Raw genomic sequence first — 14,890 nt, forward strand, 5'->3', positions numbered from 1 at the left:
CCGTTGGGAAGTGGAGAACCGGTCCTTTTGGGTGCGGGACGTTCTCTTTCGCGAGGACGCTTGCCAAGTGCGGGGGAGAGGGGCGTGGGTCCTGGCGGTGCTGCGGGGGTTTTTGGTCTCGCGGCTAAACCGGGAGGGGGTTAAGGGGAAGAAGGCGGCCTTGGAGGCTTTCTCCTTCAACCCCCTCTCCGCCCTCCGCTTCCTGGGGCTCTATGCAGTATAGCGGTCAAGTCTGTTGGGCCAAGGAAAGCCCTTTCGCAAATCGCTTCGGTTCTCTATAGCAAGAAGAACCCCCATTCCCGTCGTGTCAAGCGCCACAGGCTCATCCCCTCAGGTAAAAGGGCGTGCCCATTCCCCGCCCCAAGAGGGCTCCTGGGCCTGGGCCGTCAGGGGCTCCCCCAGGAGCTTGCGGAGGCCCAGGCCCGCGCAGGGTGGTATCACCGGTCCCTCCGGGCGAAGACCAGGGCCCCGAGGAGGGCCAGGAGGAGGCCGGAGAGGGAGAGATGGGCGAAGCCCAAGAGGGGCCCCACCGCCCCCAGCCGCTCCGCCACCAGGTACCCCACGGGGCCCGTGAGGACGGGGGCGTCCAGGCCGGCCAGGAGGGCCACCCGGTGGACCTCCTGGGGGTTGAGGAGGAGGGCCAGGGAGAGGAGGCCCTCCAGGGGGTAGTTCTTAAGGCGCACCGCCAGGGCCACCACCAGGGGCCCGTAGAGGACGTTCAAGAGGCCGAAGAGGGCGAAGCCAAGCCCCAAGGCCCGCCGCTCCTCCAGGAGGAGGGCGGAGAGAAGGGCGGAAAGCCCCACCCAAAACCCCAGCACCCCCACCCCCGAGAGGAGGAGCCAGAAGAGGGCCTTCCCGGAAAGCCCCAAGACCCCCGCCCCCAGGAGAAGGCCCAAGGCCAAGGGGACGAAGAGCCCCGCGAAGAGGCCCAAGGCCCCCTGGAGAAACCCCCTGAAGGGGGAGAGGGGCAGGCCCAGCCAGAAGGCCCACTCCTCCCTCGAGGCCAAAAGGGGCACCCCCAGGGCCAGGGCCAAGGGGGGGAGGAGGAGGAGAAGCCCCGCGTAAAGCCCCACCAGGCCCACCCCCTCCCCCCGGCCCAGGAAGCCCAGGGCCAGAAGGGGCGGCAGGACCACAAGCCCCAGGGTCCAGGGGTTGCGCCAGGTCTCCTTCAGGAAAAGGGGAGTCATGGGGCCTTGGGGGGCGGGGGGAAGAAGTCCGTGGGCACCCAGGGGCGCTTCTTCCCCTCCTCGAGGGCCTCCCCCCAGGAGAGCACCCGCCCCCCCTTGCGCTCGGGGCGCGCCTTAAGGTGGCGCTCCAGGTTCTCCCGGCTCCGGAAGGCCAAGAGCCCCGAGCCCATGGGGGTGCGCACGGAGGGGTTGTGGTAGAGGATGGCCCTTTCCGCCTCCACCCAGACGGGAGCCGTCCGGGTGCTCTCCAGGAAGTCCGCCAGGTAGACCTCGCGGGCCTTGAGCTCCGGCCCGCCCCAGCCGTTCAGCTGGTCCAGGAGGCAGGCGGGGTCATCGTAGAAGAAGGCCTTGCCCTGGGGGTTCACCGCCTGGGCCGCGTGGCGGGCGTCCAGGATGGTCATGAAGCAGTAGGGGCAGGCCTCCACCCCCACCCGGAGGGCCCGGGGGGCGGCCTGGGCCCGGGGAAGGAGGGCCAGGAAGGCCCCCTGCACCGCAAGCCAAAGGAGATGGCGCCGCTCCATGCCCCTAGCTTAGTGCCCCCCGTGCCCGCCCCCGAGGAGCCCCGCGTGCTGGGCCAGGAGGGCCACCAGGTTCATCTCCGGCAAGGGGGCGAGGTCCCAAAGGGTCTGGAAGGCGTAGAAGCGCTGGCGCCCGTGGTTGGCCCTGTTTTTCTCCGCGAACTCCTGCGCCGCCTTAGCGCTGCCGAAGGCCAAAAGCCTGGCGTTCATCACCACCATCATCTTCTCGCCCCAGTAGAAGACCGCGTCCCGGGCGGGGATGAGGCGCACGCTCTCCTGGGGCCGGTTGGGGTCGTAGGCCCCCCGGTCCGTCACGTAGAAGGTGGCCCCCTCCCCGTCCCTGAGCCCGTGGACCCAGGCGTAGTTCACCATGCAGGCGATGCTCTCAAAGTGGAGGGCCTCCACCGCCTCCTTGGGGTTGTGGGGGGCGGGCCGGGGCTCCGCGAAGGCGATCTGGGAGTAGGTCTGCTCAAAGAAGCCCTTGGGGAAGGTGCGTCCCCGCCACTGCCCCTCCGGGGTCCGGATGGGCATGCCGCAGAAGGCGCACGTCCCCGCGTCCCAGGGGATGGGCCTCGCGGGCACCCGCCCCCCCCCGGGAGCCGTCCCCGCCTGGGCCCCCATCTGGGCCAGGGCGGGCGAAGCCAGCACCAGTCCACCCAACGCCTTCAGCACCTCACGCCGGTTCCTCATAGAGCACCTCCATCAGCCAGGGGAGGCGTTCTCCCCTCGGGCCCAAAACCCGGTCCGGGGGGCCCTCCTCCAGGACCCGGCCCCCCTTGAGGAGGAGGAGGCGGTCAAGCCCCTGGGCCTCCTCCACGTGGTGCAGGGCCACCAGGACCACCCCTTCCCCCTTTTCCCCCACCCAGGCCCAGAAGCGCTCCCGCCCCTTGGGGTCCAGGGCCGCGGTGGGCTCGTCCAGGAGCCAGAGGGGGGGGTTCCCCATGAGGCTTGCCGCCAGGGCCAGGCGCTGCCGCTGGCCCCCGGAGAGGGTGGCCACGGGCCGGGAGAGGAAGCCCCCTAGGCCCATCCGCTCCACCGCCTCCTCCAGGGCCTCCCGCCCCAGGCCCTTCATCCGCCTGGCCCCTTCCAGCACCTCACGGGCCCGCAGGTGGGGGAAGAGCCTGGGGCCTTGCGGCAGGTAGGCCCGCAAGGGGAAAAGGCGGGGGTCGCGGGGGGCGTACCCCAGGAGGCGGGCCTCTCCCCCATCGGGCTTCAGGCGGCCCGCGAGGAGGGCGAGCAGGGTGCTCTTCCCCGCCCCGTTGGGCCCGAGAAGCCCCACCACCCCTCCCTCCACCCGGAGGCTCACCCCGAGAAGCCTCCTCCCCTTGCTCAGGCCCTGAACCGCCACCACAGGACACCTCCCAAAAGCCCCAGGGCGAGCCAGGCCTCCCCAAGGGCCCCGCCCCGGGCAAGGGGAAGGGGACGGGGGTCCGCCAGGGAGGCCAGGCGGAGCCCCGGCACCTGGGCCTCCACCGCCTCCCAAAGGAGCACCCCGGGGGAGAGGGCAAAGAGGGAAAGCTCCGGCTGGCGGGCCAGGAAGAGGGCGAAGGAGCTCGTGGGCAGGTGGGGCACGGGAAGCCCCGGGGTGCGGTCGTAGCGGTTCCCCACCACCTGGGCCTTGGCCTCGGGATCATCCACCAGGAGGTCGTAGAGGTTCCCCTGGAAGGCGTTCCCCTCCACCCGGGCCGAGTTCCCGCCCCGCTCCCGGGTGAGGCGCAAGGCGGTGCCGTTTTCCCGGAAGAGGTTTTCCGCCACCCGCACCCCCACCGCATCCAGGAGCACCAGGCCCAGGGTGTTCCGGGTGAAGCGGTTGGCCTCGGCCCGGCTTCCCCGCTCGTCCTGGAGGAGGAGGCCGTAGGCCACGGGGCTTTCGTGCCCCTCCAGGAGGTTTTGCCGCACCAGGTTCTCCGCCCCGTGCATCACCGCGTTGCCGATGCCGTTCTTCCGGCTCAGGTTCCCCTCCACCACCACCCCCCAGGAGAACATCACGTGGAAGCCGTAGCGCCCGTTTTCCTCCAGGAGGTTCTTCCGGATCCGGGCGTAGGGGCTGTACTCCACGTAGATGCCCTCCATGTAGCCCCGGAGTTCGCTCTCCTCCACCCGGACCCCCGGGCTCCCGTAGACCAGCACCCCTGGGGAGGCCCCCCGCCCGAGGGCGGTGAGCCCCCGGACCACCACACCCGGGGCGTCCTCCACCCGCACCGCCGTGGGGGCCTCCTCCACCGCCACCCCCTCCAGCACGCACCCCTCGCACCCCCGGAGGTAGATGGCGGCATCGGGCTCAAAGAAGTCCTCTTCCGGCCCGGCCCCCACCACCCTTAGGCCCCGCACCCGGATGCCGGGGGCGAGGAGGGAGAGGGTGTGCCCCTCCTTCCCCCGGAGCACCGCCCCTTCCCCCTCCACCACCAGGCCCGGGGTGGTGAGGACGAGGGGGCCCGCCACCTCGCCCTCGAGGCGGAGCACCGGCTGGGCGAGCCCCGGCAGGCCGAGGCCCAGGGCCAGGAGGAGGTAGGGGCGCCTCACCCTACCCAGGGTAGGGGGACGGGGCGGGACATTCGTACTTTCCTCCCTAGACCAGGATGGGGAACCTCCCTCGTCTGGTAGCCTGAAGGCATGGGGCTTTTCCTCCTGCTCCTGGCCCTGGCCTGGGCCCAACCCGCCGTCACCCCCGGCTTCGTGCGCTGGGTGCCCCCCGTGGTGCGGGACACCGCCGCCTACCTCACCCTGGAAAACCGGGGGAAGACCCCTGTGCGCCTGGTGGGGGCGGAAACGGGGGTGGCCGAACGGGTCTCCTTCCACCAGGACTACCGGGAGCAACGGGGGGGGCAGGTGGTCCTGGGCATGCGCCCCCTGCCCCACGTGGACATCCCCCCTGGGGGCAAGGTGGTCTTTCGCCCGGGGGGGTACCACCTGATGTTGGAAGGGCTCAAGCGGCCCCTAAAGACGGGAGAAAAGGTGGAGCTTACCCTGAGGTTTGCGGACGGGACCCGGCTTAAGGTTATCCTTCCGGTGGAGATGCGATGAAAGCGAGGCTTCTTGTACCCCTAGTCCTGGTGCTGGCCCTGGTGGGCCTGGCCTACCTGCTTCTGCCCAAGGGTTCCCATAGCTTTTACGGCACTCGGCTTTTGAACCCCAAACCCGTGGCCTTCACCCTGGAAGGCCCCGAGGGCCCCGTGGAGCTCTCCCGGTTCCAGGACAAGCTGGTCCTCATCTTCTTCGGCTACGTGCACTGCCCCGACGTCTGCCCCACCACCATGCTGGCCTTGAAGCGGGCCTACGAGCGCCTCTCCCCGGAGGAGCAAAGGCGGGTGCAGGTGGTCTTCATCAGCGTGGACCCCGAGCGGGACACCCCCGGGATCGCGGACCAGTACGCCAAGGCGTTCCACCCCCAGTTCCTGGGTCTTTCGGGAAGCCTCGAGGCCATCCAGGAGGTGGCCCGCGCCTTCGGGGTCTACTACCAGAAAAGCCAGTACCGGGGGCCCGGGGAGTACCTGGTGGACCACACCGCCACCACCTTCGTGGTGCAGGGGGGAAGCCTCGTCCTCCTCTTCAGCCCGGACAAGGTGGAGGCCACGGAGAAGGTGGTGGCGGACCTCCGGGCCCTCCTCTAAGTACCCCAACGCGGCTTTCGCCGCGTTGGGGCCCAAAAACCCTGGGCAGCGAAAGGGGGACGCGGGCCCTCAGCCCAGGGCCACGTCCAGGGCCATCATCAGGGCAAAGCCCGTCATGACGCCGAAAGTGGAGATGTCCCCGTTGCCCTCCGCCTGGCTTTCCGGGATCACCTCCTCCACGATGACGAAGACCATGGCCCCTGCCGCCAAGGCCATGAGGTAGGGCAGGAGGGCGAGCATCTCCGCCACCAGCAGGGCCCCGAGCACGGCCCCGATGGGCTCCACGATGGCGGAGAGCTGGCCGTAAAACCAGGCCCGCCCGGCCCCGATGCCCGCCCGCCGCAAGGGCCAGGCCACGGCCAAGCCCTCGGGCAGGTTCTGGAGCCCGATGCCCACGGCCAAGGCGATGGCCCCGCCCAGGGTGGCGGCCCCCGTGGGGTCCAGCCCCGCGGCCCCGAAGGCCACCCCCACCGCCAGCCCTTCGGGGAAGTTGTGCAGGGTGATGGCCAGGATGAGGAGCGTGGTGCGCCGCCAGGGGGTGTGGAGGCCCTCTTCCCTGGCCCCGGGGTCCAGGTGGACGTGGGGCAGGAGGCGGTCTATCAGGCGCAGGAAGCCCCCGCCCAAGAGAAACCCCACCACCGCGGGTACCCAGGGGACCATGCCCTGGGCCTCGGCCATCTCCATGCCGGGGAGGAGGAGGGAGAAGACGCTGGCGGCCAACATCACCCCGGCGGCAAACCCCAGAAGGCCGTCCAGGAGCTTGCGGCTAGGCTCCCGGGCGAGGAAGACGCTGGCCGCCCCCACCGCGGTGAGCCCCCAGGTGAAAAGCCCTCCCAGGAGAGCGTAGAGCAGGGGCGCCTCCATGGCCCCCATTTTAGGGTTACCTAAACCCGAGGGCAAGCCCCCTTTGGGGTATCCTGAGGTAAGGTATGCTGGACAAGCTCGCACGCCTCGAGGAAGAGTACCGGGAGCTGGAAGCGCTCCTCGCCGACCCGGAGGTCCTGAAGGACCAGAAGCGCTACCAGGCCCTCTCCCGGCGCTACGCGGAGATGGGGGAGGTGATCGCCCTCATCCGGGAGTACCGCAAGGTGCTCCAGGACCTGGAGGGAACGGAAAGCCTCTTGGACGACCCCGAGCTCAAGGAGGTGGCCAGGGCGGAGCGGGAGGCCCTCTTGGCCCGGAAGCAGGAGCTGGAGCGGGCGCTAGAACGCCACCTCCTCCCCAAGGACCCCATGGACGAGCGGGACGCCATCGTGGAGATCCGCGCGGGCACCGGGGGGGAGGAGGCCGCCCTCTTCGCCCGGGACCTCCTGGAGATGTACCTGAGGTTCGCCGAGGAGATGGGCTACGAGACCGAGGTCCTGGACTCCAACCCCACGGACCTGGGCGGCTTCTCCAAGGTGGTCCTCGAGGTCCGGGGCCCTGGGGCCTACGGCACCTTCAAGTACGAAAGCGGGGTCCACCGGGTCCAGCGGGTGCCCGCCACCGAGACCCAGGGGCGGATCCACACCTCCACGGCCACGGTGGCCGTCTTGCCCAAGGCGGAGGAGTCCGACTTCCAGCTCAACATGGAGGAGGTGCGCATCGACGTGATGCGGGCCTCGGGGCCCGGAGGGCAGGGGGTGAACACCACGGACTCCGCGGTGCGGGTGGTGCACCTGCCCACGGGAATCATGGTCACCTGCCAGGACTCCCGGAGCCAGATCAAGAACCGGGAGAAGGCCCTCATGATCCTAAGGAGCCGCCTCCTGGAGATGAAGCGGGCGGAGGAGGCGGAAAGACTAAGAAAGACCCGCCTGGCCCAGATCGGCACCGGGGAGCGGTCGGAGAAGATCCGCACCTACAACTTCCCCCAGTCCCGGGTCACGGACCACCGCATCGGCTTCACCACCCACGACCTCGAGGGCGTCCTCTCGGGGCACCTCCAGCCCCTTCTTGAGGCCCTCAAGCGGGCCGACCAGGAGCGCCAGCTGGAGGCCATGACGGAAGCGTGATGCGCCGGGAGATTCTGGTGGTGGCGGCTATCCTCCTGGACCGCCAGGGGCGGGTGCTTTTGGTGGGCAACGACTGGAGCCGAAGGGGCCAGGTGCGCTACACCCTCCCCGGGGGCACCGTGGAGCCCGGGGAAACGGTTCTGGAGGCCCTGGTGCGTGAGGTGGGGGAGGAGACGGGCCTCAGGATCAAGGCCATTGAGCACCTGGCCTATGTCATCCAGGTGGAGGACCGCCGCAAGAACGAGCGCACCCTGGCCATGGCCTTCCGGGCCAGCTACGAGGGGCTTTTGAACCCGCGGGACCCCGACGGGCACATCGTGGAGGCCCGCTTCTTCACCCCGGAAGAGGTGGCGGCGAAGCTCTCCGGCCACCGCCCCCTGCAGGAGCCCCTCCTGGACTACCTGGCGGGGGAACGGGGACGCTTCTACGCCTACTCGAGCTGGGGCCAGCCGGGCACCCGGGTTTAGGGGCTAGGGGCCCAGCTTGCGCTTGAGGTAGGCGGTGAGCTCCTCAATGGCCCTGCGTAGGGCCTTTTGCTCCTCGGCCAAGGCCTCGAGGGGGTCCTTGGCGGGCTCTCCGGAAAAGGTCTTGAAGAGGAGGGTGGGGTTGCCGCACCTGGGGCAGGCCACCTGGGAGGGACGGACGGCGGGAGCGTAGAAGACGCGGGCCCCGCAACGGGGACAGAGGAGGTACTTGGCCCCCAAGGCCTCGCCCTTGCGCACCGCCTGCTCCAGCTCCATGGCCTCCTCCCGGGGAAAGCCCAAAAAGTAATCCTCCCCCACCTGCACCGGGCCCAGGCTCTCCTCGGTGGCCCTTAGCTTCCCCTGCCCGCCCTCGGGCGCTTCCCAAGTGAAGCCGTTCCAGCGGAAGTGCCTTAGGTGCTTCTTACCCTCCCGGTCCTCGATCTCCACGATGAGCTGCAGGTGGGGATCCCGGGGGTAGTAGAAGAAGCGCACCCCCAGCACCCCGGAAAGGCTCTGGGTGCGGGGCAGGGTGTAGGCCAAGGGGCCGTCCCCCTTGGCGGGGTAGCCCACCAGGCGCTCCAGGTCGTAGAGGGTGAGGCCGGGGCGCTCCACGTCCCCGAAAAGGAGGCGCTCCACGTACTGGAAGGCGGCCTCGAGGCCCGGGTCCATAAACCAAGTCTACCCCGGGAGCCCCTCCCGGGGTAGGGGTTTCCTGGGATAGGGCTCAGGGTGCAGGCCAGGTGAGGCGGTAGAAGAGCGCCCCGGGGGCGTACGGACTCCCGGAAGGCATTCCACCCACCTTTCCCAAGGCCCTGACCCAGGAGTCATAATGGACGCATGTCCCTGGCGTTCACCCCCTTGACGCTCCGGAACGTAACGCTCAAGAACCGCCTGGCCCTTTCCCCCATGTGCCAGTACTCGGCCACGGGGGAGGGCCGGGTCACGGAATGGCACCTCCTCCACTACCCCACCCGGGCCCTAGGGGGCGTGGGGCTCGTCCTGGTGGAGGCCACCGCGGTCCTGCCGGAGGGGCGCATCAGCCCCTTTGACCTGGGGATCTGGTCCGAGGACCACCTCCCGGGCCTTAAGGAGCTTGCCCGGCGCATCCGGGAGGCGGGGGCGGTGCCGGGGATACAGCTGGCCCACGCCGGGCGCAAGGCGGGCGTGGCGAGGCCTTGGGACGGGGGGAAGCCCCTGGGCTGGAAGGTGGTGGGGCCGAGCCCCCTCCCCTTCGCCGAGGGCTACCCGGTGCCCGAACCCCTGGACGAGGGGGGAATGGCGCGGGTCCTCGATGCCTTCGTGGCGGGGGCCAAGCGGGCCCTTCGGGCGGGCTTTTTGGTGGTGGAGCTCCACATGGCCCACGGTTACCTCCTCTCCTCCTTCCTCTCCCCCCTCGCCAACCGGAGGGCCGACGCCTACGGGGGAAGCCTTGAAAACCGCATGCGCTTTCCCCTGGAGGTGGCGAGGGCGGTGCGGGAGGCCATGCCCCCTGAGCTTCCCCTTTTCGTGCGGGTCTCGGCCACGGACTGGGGGGAAGGGGGGTGGGGCCTCGAGGACACCCTGGCCTTCGCCGAAAGGCTCAAGGCCCTGGGGGTGGACCTCTTGGACCTCTCCTCGGGCGGGGTGGTGCCCGGCGTCAAGGTGCCCGCGGCCCCGGGCTTCCAGGTGCCCTTCGCCGACGCGGTGCGAAAGCGGGTGGGGATGAAGACGGGGGCGGTGGGGCTCCTCACCACCCCCGAGCAGATGGAGACCGTCCTCCAGGCGGGAAGCGCCGACCTGGTGCTCTTGGGCCGGGCCCTCCTCCGGGACCCCTACTTCCCCTTGAGGGCGGCCAAGGCCCTCGGGACGGAGGCCCCCGTGCCGCCCCAGTACCTGCGGGCTTTCTGAGGCCCCCCCATCGTGGACTGGCCGCCACGGGGCTCGGAAGGAACCCGGGGGAAGGGGCGCGGAGGCCCTCTGGCCTACCCCTCGGTTTTCAGAAGCTCTAGGAGGGCCTTCCGGTAGGCCTCGTAGGCCGCTTGACCCTCCGGCGTGAGGGCCACCCAGGTCTTGGGTCTTTTGCCCTGGAAGCCCTTTTCCACCCGCACGTACCCCGCCTCCTCCAGCTTTTGCAGGTGGCTTGCGAGGTTGCCCTCGGTGAGCCCCAGGGCCTCCTTGAGCCAGGTGAACTCCACCCTGGCGTCCTCCCCGAGCCCCCTGAGGAGGGCCACGATCCGGAGGCGGGTCTCCTGGTGGATCAGCGGGTCCAGCGCCAAAGGAGCACCCCCCCATAGGCCAGGGCCAGGAGGCCCACGGCCCCCATCCCCAGGTGGAAGAGGTCCGGGAAGAGGCGGAAGAAGAGGAGGTCGGCGGCGAAGAGGCCGAGCCCCGCCCAGACCATCCCCGGGATGCGCCAAAGGACCCCCATGTAGGCGTAAGCGAAGGCCACCAGGCTCACGAGGAAGCTTTCCCCCTTAAGGTCTACGGGCGGGAGGAGGAAGAGCCAGTGGAGGAGGGCGAAGAGGGTGAGAAGCCCCCAGAAGGCAAAGGTCTGGAAGCCCATGAGGCTTCGCACCCTGCTGCCCTGCCGCACCCCCAGGTAAAAGGAGAGGGCCGCCCCCAAGGGCGCCGCCGCCGTCCAGAACCGTTCCCCCGCCTCCGGGGACCAGGCGAGGAGGAAGCTCCCCACGCCCCAAAGCCCGCCCCAGAGGACGAGGAGCCACCCCCCGAGGAGGGCGAGCCTAAGCCTGGCCGCCCGCTCCGTTTGCCCGGCGGCTTCCCAAAGCGCCTTGGCCTCTTCCGGCCTCATGGCCTGCCTCCTCCCGCGAGGAACCGCAGGTACCATCCGCCCCCGGAAAACCCCAAGGGAAGGGCGTACCCGGCACCCACCCCCAGGAGCCAGCCCCCCTCTGCCCGGAGGAACCAGAAGCCCCGCACCCCCAGGTCCAGGAGGAAGCCCCCGCTTCCCCCCCGGCTTTCGCCGCCCAGGCCTAAGGCGGGAAGGAGGAAGACCCCCGGGTTCACCGGAAGCCAGGGCCCGGCCAAGAAGCCCCCCCCGTACCCGCTCGGGCCGCCCCAGGACTCCCCGCCCAGGGCCACCTCCTGGAAGACCCCAAAGCCGCCTCCGCCCGCTTGCCAGCCCCCCTGGAAGCCCAGGAAGCCATACCCTAAGGAGCCCCCCAAGGCCGAGGCCAGGAGGAGCCAGACCCACGCCAGCACCCTGGTCGCCTTCATGTTCACCCCCGCAGATATGTTTGTAACACAAAGTCATTTGCACGTCAAGGCTTACTTCCCGGTAGACTCTTCCCATGCGGGCCATACGGGTGCACGCGGTGGGCGGACCGGAGGTCTTGAGGCTGGAGGCGCTTCCCCCCCAGGAGCCTGGGCCCGGGGAGGTCCTGGTGCGGCTTCTCGCCATCGGGGTGAACTACATCGACACCTACAAGCGGAAGGGCCTCTACCCCATGCCCCTCCCCTTCACCCTGGGGGAGGAGGGGGCGGGGGTGGTGGAGAAGGTGGGGGAGGGCGTGGTGGGGGTGCGCCCCGGGGACCGGGTGGCCTTCGCCAACGTGCAGGGGTCCTACGCGGAGTACCAGGTGGTGCCGGCGGAGAGGCTCGTGCCCGTACCTAATGGGCTAGACCCCAAGCTCGCCGCCGCGGCCCTCCTCCAGGGGATGACGGCCCACTACCTCCTCAGGAGCACCTACCCCGTGGCCCCCGGGGACCAGGTCCTGGTGCACGCGGGGGCAGGGGGCGTGGGGCAGCTTCTCATCCAGTGGGCCAAGCGCCTGGGGGCCACGGTCTACGCCACCGCCAGCACGGAGGAAAAGCGGCGGCTTTGCCTCGAGGCCGGGGCCGACTACGCCCTCCCCTACGAGGGCTTCGCCGAGGCGGTGAAAACCCTTTCGGGAGGCGGGGTGGACGTGGTCTACGACGGGGTGGGAAAGGATACCTTCCCGGGGAGCCTCGAGGCCCTGAGGCCCCGGGGGATGCTGGTCCTCTTCGGCCAGTCCTCGGGGCCGGTGCCGCCCCAGGACCCCCAGATCCTCAACCGCATGGGAAGCCTCTTCCTCACCCGCCCCACCCTCCACCACTACACGGCGAGCCGCAAGGAACTCCTCTTTCGGGCGGGGGAGGTCTTCCGGGGGGTGCTGGAGGGCTGGCTTAAGGTGCGCATCGGGGCCGAGTTCCCCCTGGAAAAGGCCCGGGAGGCCCACGAGGCCCTGGAGGGGCGCAAGACCGTGGGCAAGGTGCTCCTAATCCCTTAAAAAGCGGGCCTCCCAGGCCCTTAGCCCCTCCTCGGGCAGGCTGGCCCCCCTTACGGTGCAGGCCAAGGCGGCGAGGGCCACCGCCCCCCGGAGGACCTCCTGAAGGTCCTCTGGGGAAAGCGCCCTAAGGTTCGCCTTGCCGTACCCCCGCTTGAGGAGAAGGGCCAAGAGCCCGGCGGTGAAGGCATCCCCCGCCCCCATGGTGTCCGCCACCGCCACCCTTTCCCCGGGGGCTTGCACCGCCTTCTCCCCCAGAAAGGCCACCGCCCCCTCGGGCCCCAGGGTGAGGACCCTGAGGGGGATGGGGAGGCGCCGCACCCTCTCCAGGGGGTCCTCCGGGAAGAGGAGCATGGCGTCCTCCCAGGAGAGCTTCAGGAGGTCCACCCGGGCCAGGTAGCCCGCGATGCGGCCCCGTTCGGCCTCCGTGGGGGGGTGGCGCAGGTTAGGGTCGTAGGAGAGGAGGGCTCCTGCGCCTTCCGCCTCCTCCAGGAGGGCCTCCACCCCTGGGGCCGTGCGGGCCTCGAGGGCGAAGAGGGAGCCGAAGTGGAAGGCCGAAACGCCCCCCAAAGCCCCCTCCTCCGGCCGGAAAGGGGCCTGGAAGGGGCGGTGAAAGCTGTAGCGGGCGTTCCCCATCTCGTCCAGGCGCACCAGGGCCAAGGGCATGGGCAAAGGGTGGCGCTGGAGCCGCACCTCCAGGCCCCTCTTCCCCATCTCCTCCTCGCTCCAAGCCGAAAGCCAGTCCTCCCCCACCTCGGAGAAGAGGCGCACCGGGAAACCCAGGCGGCTTAGGGCGCTGGCGGTGTTCAAAACCGAGCCCCCTAGCACCCCGGAAAACCGCAAGGGGGCCTCGCCTTCCCAGATCAGGTCCACCAAGATCTCGCCCGCGAAGGCCAGCATACCCCCATTATCCCGGTTACCCTCTTTACAATCCTCCGGGGGCTGGGTGGTATAATGCCGCCGCAACCAGGGCAGTCTTGCGTGGCCTTTTCGGCGATGGCGCTACGTCTCCTGAGGCCCTCAAGGAGGTGGCAGATGCTCGGTGGATATGCCCATAAGCTCGCCCGGATCAACTTGAGCACCGGCCAGGTGGAGTACTTCGCCCCCGACCCCAAGGACCTGGAGATGTACGTGGGGGGCCGGGGCCTCGGGGTGAAGTACGTGTTTGAAAACGGCCCCCAGGTGGACCCCTTTAGCCCGGACAACCTCCTTTGCGTCATGAACGGGCCCCTTTCCGGCACCCGGGCCAAGATGTCGGGGAGGCTCGCGGTGGTCACCAAGAGCCCCCTCACGGGCACGGTGACGGACAGCCACATGGGGGGTTGGACCGCGGCCAAGCTGAAGTGGGCGGGGTTTGACGGCCTCCTCATCAAGGGGGCGGCGGAGAAGCCCGTCTACCTCCTGGTGAAGGACGGGGAGGTCTCCATCCAGGACGCCTCCGACCTCTGGGGCAAGACCACCCACGAGACCCACCGCATCCTCAGGGAGCGGCACGGGGAGGACGCGGACGTGATGGCCATTGGCCCCGCGGGGGAGAACCTGGTGCGCTTCGCCAACTGGATCAACAACGACGAGCGCGCCGCAGGCCGGGGCGGCACCGGGGCCGTGGCGGGGAGCAAGAAGCTCAAGGCCATCGTGGTGGTGGGCAAGCAGGACCACATGCCCCAGCCCAAGGACCCCGAGCTCTGGAGGGAGGCGGACCGCCTGGCCTCCGCCACCATCAACGACCCCAAAAACGTCACCGCCCCCAAGAAGGGCGGGCTTTCCCTCTACGGCACCAACGTCCTCATGAACATCACCAACGTCATGGGGGCCCTGCCCACCTACAACGCCCAGCACACCTGCATTGAGGGGGTGGAGACCATCTCCGGGGAGTTCATCCGGGAGCACCGCCTCATCAAGGACAACACCTGCCACGCCTGCCCCGTGGCCTGCAAGAAGATGGTGGAGGTCCACATTAACGGCAGGACCATCCGCTTTGAGTCCTACGAGTACGAGTCCGCCTGGGCCCTGGGGGCCCACTCGGGCCACACGGACACCGACTGGACCGGGTACGCCATCTACCTCTGCAACGCCTACGGCATGGACACCATCGAGGCGGGCAACGCCATCGCCGTTCTCATGGAGGCCACGGAGAAGGGCTACTACCGGGGCGGGGATGGGATCCGCTTCGGGGACAAGGAGGGGGAGGCGCGGGTCCTCGAGGCCATCGCCCACCGCAAGGGGGTGGGGGACATGCTGGCGGAGGGGCCGGCCCGGTTCGCCAAGGCCATCGGCCACCCCGAGATCGCCCTGGAGGTGAAGGGCCAGTCCATCCCCGCCTACGACCCCCGGGGCCTCAAGGGCATGGGCATCGCCTACGCCACCTCCAACCGGGGGGCCTGCCACCTCCGGGCCTACACCCCGGCCTCGGAGATCCTGGGCGTGCCCTACAAGACCGACCCCCTGGCCTGGGAAGGCAAGGGCAAGCTCACCAAGCTCTTCCAGGACCTCTCCGCCTTCACCGACTCCCTGGACCTCTGCAAGTTCAGCCAGTTCGCCGAGGGCCCCGAGGAGTACGCCAAGCAGCTCTCCGCCTACTGGGGTAGGCCCGTGACCCCGGAGGAGATCCTGAGGATCGGGGAGCGCATCTACAACCTGGAGCGGTACTACAACAACCTGGCGGGCTGGGCCGAGGGCTCGGACTACCTGCCTGAGCGCTTCCTCAAGGAGCCCTCCGACTGCGCGGGCTCCAAGGGTCAGGTCACGGAGCTGGACCTGATGCTAAAGGAGTACTACCGGGAGCGGGGCTGGGAAAAGGGCGTGGTGCCCCCGGCCAAGCTCCAGGAGCTCGGCATCCTCTCCCAGGCCGCCGACTAGGGGGTGGTACCGC

The 14,890-nt window shown here is 69.7% G+C and carries 18 protein-coding genes and 1 pseudogene; 8 read left to right on the forward strand and 11 right to left on the reverse strand.

Going from position 1 to position 14,890, the window contains the following annotated elements; translation table 11 throughout:
• Window positions 1-223 (forward strand): annotated as a pseudogene (locus ACYQ0J_RS07505) (transposase); the annotation flags it as partial.
• A 214-nt stretch (window positions 224-437) separates the two neighbouring features.
• Here ACYQ0J_RS07505 and ACYQ0J_RS07510 read toward each other — a convergent pair.
• Genes ACYQ0J_RS07510 through ACYQ0J_RS07530 form a run of 5 tightly spaced genes read right to left on the reverse strand, consistent with a single transcriptional unit; the run spans window position 438 to window position 4,228 of the window.
• Complete coding sequence (locus tag ACYQ0J_RS07510) at window positions 438-1,187, reverse strand: hypothetical protein (protein ID WP_460171543.1); 750 nt, start codon at window positions 1,185-1,187, stop codon at window positions 438-440.
• Complete coding sequence (locus ACYQ0J_RS07515; RefSeq protein ID WP_460171544.1) at window positions 1,184-1,708, reverse strand: nitrous oxide reductase accessory protein NosL; 525 nt, start codon at window positions 1,706-1,708, stop codon at window positions 1,184-1,186. Before ACYQ0J_RS07515 ends, ACYQ0J_RS07510 begins: the two co-directional genes overlap by 4 nt.
• 9 nt (window positions 1,709-1,717) lie before the next feature.
• Complete coding sequence (locus ACYQ0J_RS07520; protein WP_460171545.1) at window positions 1,718-2,395, reverse strand: nitrous oxide reductase accessory protein NosL; 678 nt, start codon at window positions 2,393-2,395, stop codon at window positions 1,718-1,720.
• On the reverse strand, window positions 2,379-3,056 hold the full coding sequence (locus tag ACYQ0J_RS07525) for an ABC transporter ATP-binding protein (protein WP_460171546.1): 678 nt from the start codon (window positions 3,054-3,056) through the stop codon (window positions 2,379-2,381). The genes ACYQ0J_RS07520 and ACYQ0J_RS07525 overlap by 17 nt, the downstream gene beginning before the upstream one ends.
• Window positions 3,035-4,228, reverse strand: a complete 1,194-nt coding sequence (locus tag ACYQ0J_RS07530) for a right-handed parallel beta-helix repeat-containing protein (RefSeq protein WP_460171547.1) — start codon at window positions 4,226-4,228, stop codon at window positions 3,035-3,037. Before ACYQ0J_RS07530 ends, ACYQ0J_RS07525 begins: the two co-directional genes overlap by 22 nt.
• Before the next feature lie 90 nt (window positions 4,229-4,318).
• On the opposite strand from ACYQ0J_RS07530, the gene ACYQ0J_RS07535 reads away from it, so the two are divergent.
• Together ACYQ0J_RS07535 and ACYQ0J_RS07540 are read left to right on the forward strand one after the other, a co-directional pair.
• Window positions 4,319-4,729, forward strand: a complete 411-nt coding sequence (locus ACYQ0J_RS07535; RefSeq protein ID WP_460171548.1) for a copper chaperone PCu(A)C — start codon at window positions 4,319-4,321, stop codon at window positions 4,727-4,729.
• A complete protein-coding gene (locus tag ACYQ0J_RS07540; RefSeq protein WP_460171549.1) occupies window positions 4,726-5,316 on the forward strand; it encodes an SCO family protein in 591 nt (196 codons plus the stop codon). Before ACYQ0J_RS07535 ends, ACYQ0J_RS07540 begins: the two co-directional genes overlap by 4 nt.
• Window positions 5,317-5,385: 69 nt before the next feature.
• Here the strand turns inward: ACYQ0J_RS07540 and ACYQ0J_RS07545 are convergent, their stop codons facing one another.
• On the reverse strand, window positions 5,386-6,180 hold the full coding sequence (locus ACYQ0J_RS07545) for a ZIP family metal transporter (protein WP_460171550.1): 795 nt from the start codon (window positions 6,178-6,180) through the stop codon (window positions 5,386-5,388).
• A gap of 65 nt (window positions 6,181-6,245) precedes the next feature.
• Here ACYQ0J_RS07545 and prfA point away from each other — a divergent pair, with 65 nt between their 5' ends.
• Both prfA and ACYQ0J_RS07555 read left to right on the forward strand, forming a co-directional pair.
• Complete coding sequence (gene prfA / locus ACYQ0J_RS07550; protein WP_460171551.1) at window positions 6,246-7,310, forward strand: peptide chain release factor 1; 1,065 nt, start codon at window positions 6,246-6,248, stop codon at window positions 7,308-7,310.
• A complete protein-coding gene (locus ACYQ0J_RS07555; protein WP_460171552.1) occupies window positions 7,310-7,777 on the forward strand; it encodes an NUDIX hydrolase in 468 nt (155 codons plus the stop codon). The genes prfA and ACYQ0J_RS07555 overlap by 1 nt, the downstream gene beginning before the upstream one ends.
• A 3-nt stretch (window positions 7,778-7,780) precedes the next feature.
• Here the strand turns inward: ACYQ0J_RS07555 and ACYQ0J_RS07560 are convergent, their stop codons facing one another.
• Complete coding sequence (locus ACYQ0J_RS07560) at window positions 7,781-8,443, reverse strand: hypothetical protein (RefSeq protein ID WP_460171553.1); 663 nt, start codon at window positions 8,441-8,443, stop codon at window positions 7,781-7,783.
• A gap of 168 nt (window positions 8,444-8,611) precedes the next feature.
• Between ACYQ0J_RS07560 and ACYQ0J_RS07565 the strand changes: the two genes are divergently transcribed.
• A complete protein-coding gene (locus ACYQ0J_RS07565; protein ID WP_460171554.1) occupies window positions 8,612-9,661 on the forward strand; it encodes an NADH:flavin oxidoreductase/NADH oxidase in 1,050 nt (349 codons plus the stop codon).
• Between the two features lie 74 nt (window positions 9,662-9,735).
• Here ACYQ0J_RS07565 and ACYQ0J_RS07570 read toward each other — a convergent pair whose 3' ends face one another.
• From ACYQ0J_RS07570 to ACYQ0J_RS07580, 3 genes are read right to left on the reverse strand one after another with little or no spacing between them, the layout of a single operon-like run.
• Window positions 9,736-10,029: a winged helix-turn-helix domain-containing protein gene (locus ACYQ0J_RS07570; RefSeq protein ID WP_460171555.1), complete on the reverse strand. Its 294-nt coding sequence runs from the start codon at window positions 10,027-10,029 to the stop codon at window positions 9,736-9,738.
• Window positions 10,011-10,562 (reverse strand): hypothetical protein, encoded by a 552-nt coding sequence (locus tag ACYQ0J_RS07575; RefSeq protein WP_460171556.1) that lies wholly within the window; start codon window positions 10,560-10,562, stop codon window positions 10,011-10,013. Before ACYQ0J_RS07575 ends, ACYQ0J_RS07570 begins: the two co-directional genes overlap by 19 nt.
• Window positions 10,559-10,987: a hypothetical protein gene (locus ACYQ0J_RS07580; RefSeq protein ID WP_460171557.1), complete on the reverse strand. Its 429-nt coding sequence runs from the start codon at window positions 10,985-10,987 to the stop codon at window positions 10,559-10,561. The genes ACYQ0J_RS07575 and ACYQ0J_RS07580 overlap by 4 nt, the downstream gene beginning before the upstream one ends.
• Window positions 10,988-11,061: 74 nt before the next feature.
• Here ACYQ0J_RS07580 and ACYQ0J_RS07585 point away from each other — a divergent pair, with 74 nt between their 5' ends.
• On the forward strand, window positions 11,062-12,021 hold the full coding sequence (locus tag ACYQ0J_RS07585; RefSeq protein ID WP_460171558.1) for a quinone oxidoreductase family protein: 960 nt from the start codon (window positions 11,062-11,064) through the stop codon (window positions 12,019-12,021).
• Here ACYQ0J_RS07585 and ACYQ0J_RS07590 read toward each other — a convergent pair.
• The gene (locus ACYQ0J_RS07590; RefSeq protein WP_460171559.1) at window positions 12,010-12,918 is read right to left on the reverse strand and encodes a carbohydrate kinase family protein; all 909 of its coding nucleotides are present in this window, start codon (window positions 12,916-12,918) and stop codon (window positions 12,010-12,012) included. The two genes, ACYQ0J_RS07585 and ACYQ0J_RS07590, sit on opposite strands and share 12 nt — an antisense overlap.
• A gap of 135 nt (window positions 12,919-13,053) precedes the next feature.
• On the opposite strand from ACYQ0J_RS07590, the gene ACYQ0J_RS07595 reads away from it, so the two are divergent.
• Complete coding sequence (locus ACYQ0J_RS07595; protein ID WP_460171805.1) at window positions 13,054-14,877, forward strand: aldehyde ferredoxin oxidoreductase family protein; 1,824 nt, start codon at window positions 13,054-13,056, stop codon at window positions 14,875-14,877.
• Window positions 14,878-14,890: the final 13 nt, after the last annotated feature.

The organism is Thermus sp. FJN-A (genome assembly GCF_054655095.1).

Bases quoted from the DNA above. Each gene is read 5' to 3' on its own strand.
- ACYQ0J_RS07510 (WP_460171543.1), bottom strand. From the start codon at position 1,187: ATGACTCCCCTTTTCCTGAAGGAGACCTGGCGCAACCCCTGGACCCTG.
- ACYQ0J_RS07515 (WP_460171544.1), bottom strand. From the start codon at position 1,708: ATGGAGCGGCGCCATCTCCTTTGGCTTGCGGTGCAGGGGGCCTTCCTG.
- ACYQ0J_RS07520 (WP_460171545.1), bottom strand. From the start codon at position 2,395: ATGAGGAACCGGCGTGAGGTGCTGAAGGCGTTGGGTGGACTGGTGCTG.
- ACYQ0J_RS07535 (WP_460171548.1), top strand. From the start codon at position 4,319: ATGGGGCTTTTCCTCCTGCTCCTGGCCCTGGCCTGGGCCCAACCCGCC.
- ACYQ0J_RS07540 (WP_460171549.1), top strand. From the start codon at position 4,726: ATGAAAGCGAGGCTTCTTGTACCCCTAGTCCTGGTGCTGGCCCTGGTG.
- ACYQ0J_RS07545 (WP_460171550.1), bottom strand. From the start codon at position 6,180: ATGGAGGCGCCCCTGCTCTACGCTCTCCTGGGAGGGCTTTTCACCTGG.
- prfA (WP_460171551.1), top strand. From the start codon at position 6,246: ATGCTGGACAAGCTCGCACGCCTCGAGGAAGAGTACCGGGAGCTGGAA.
- ACYQ0J_RS07555 (WP_460171552.1), top strand. From the start codon at position 7,310: ATGCGCCGGGAGATTCTGGTGGTGGCGGCTATCCTCCTGGACCGCCAG.
- ACYQ0J_RS07560 (WP_460171553.1), bottom strand. From the start codon at position 8,443: ATGGACCCGGGCCTCGAGGCCGCCTTCCAGTACGTGGAGCGCCTCCTT.
- ACYQ0J_RS07565 (WP_460171554.1), top strand. From the start codon at position 8,612: ATGTCCCTGGCGTTCACCCCCTTGACGCTCCGGAACGTAACGCTCAAG.
- ACYQ0J_RS07575 (WP_460171556.1), bottom strand. From the start codon at position 10,562: ATGAGGCCGGAAGAGGCCAAGGCGCTTTGGGAAGCCGCCGGGCAAACG.
- ACYQ0J_RS07580 (WP_460171557.1), bottom strand. From the start codon at position 10,987: ATGAAGGCGACCAGGGTGCTGGCGTGGGTCTGGCTCCTCCTGGCCTCG.
- ACYQ0J_RS07585 (WP_460171558.1), top strand. From the start codon at position 11,062: ATGCGGGCCATACGGGTGCACGCGGTGGGCGGACCGGAGGTCTTGAGG.
- ACYQ0J_RS07590 (WP_460171559.1), bottom strand. From the start codon at position 12,918: ATGCTGGCCTTCGCGGGCGAGATCTTGGTGGACCTGATCTGGGAAGGC.
- ACYQ0J_RS07595 (WP_460171805.1), top strand. From the start codon at position 13,054: ATGCTCGGTGGATATGCCCATAAGCTCGCCCGGATCAACTTGAGCACC.